Below are 578 nucleotides of genomic sequence, written 5' to 3'. Positions count from 1 at the left end.
TCCGGCGGGCGGACCGCGCCCGCCGAGCTCCCTCCGGCGACGGAGAAGCCCGTCTTCCACGGCGAGCCGCTATGCGGGGCGGGCTGGGACTTCGCGCGGGCCGTCGCGTTCTTCACCTCGCCGAAGAAGTGCTGCACGCGGGCGACGTCGTAGCCGAGCAGGGACGCCGTGACGGCGTTCCCGGCGGGCGTGTCGACACGCAGGACGCCCTGGTTGTCGCTGTGGATGCGGGTGATGTCGCGCAGCTGAACGTGCGACGCGCGCCCGCCCTCCGCGTAGATGAGGATGTCGTCGGACAGGGCGAAGAACGCGCCCTCCTTGTCGAGCGTGGCGGTGGGCCGCACGTCGAAACCCGCCGAGCGCAGTGCGTCGAGAATCCGGTCGTTCATGGTCACTCCCGAGGACAAGTTACCGCTAATGAGTGCAGAGACGCGTGAACGCCCCTGGCAAGAGCGAGGGGCCGTCCCCGAGCGTACGACGCCACCCATGAGTGCAGAGACGCGTGAACGCCCCTGGCAAGAGCGAGGGGCCGTCCCCGAGCGTACGACGCCACCCATGAGTGCAGAGACGCGTGAACG

Annotated in this window: 1 protein-coding gene; it reads right to left on the bottom strand. The window is 69.7% G+C overall.

Annotated elements, in window-relative coordinates:
* Positions 1-389 (bottom strand): hypothetical protein (locus tag DEIPI_RS39760; protein ID WP_045234247.1); only part of this gene is annotated, 389 nt, incomplete at its 3' end.
* Between the last annotated feature and the right edge of the window lie 189 nt (positions 390-578).

It is taken from the genome of Deinococcus pimensis DSM 21231 (assembly GCF_000519345.1).
Lineage (GTDB): Bacteria > Deinococcota > Deinococci > Deinococcales > Deinococcaceae > Deinococcus_A > Deinococcus_A pimensis.
This window is presented reverse-complemented; position numbering and strand designations above follow the sequence as displayed.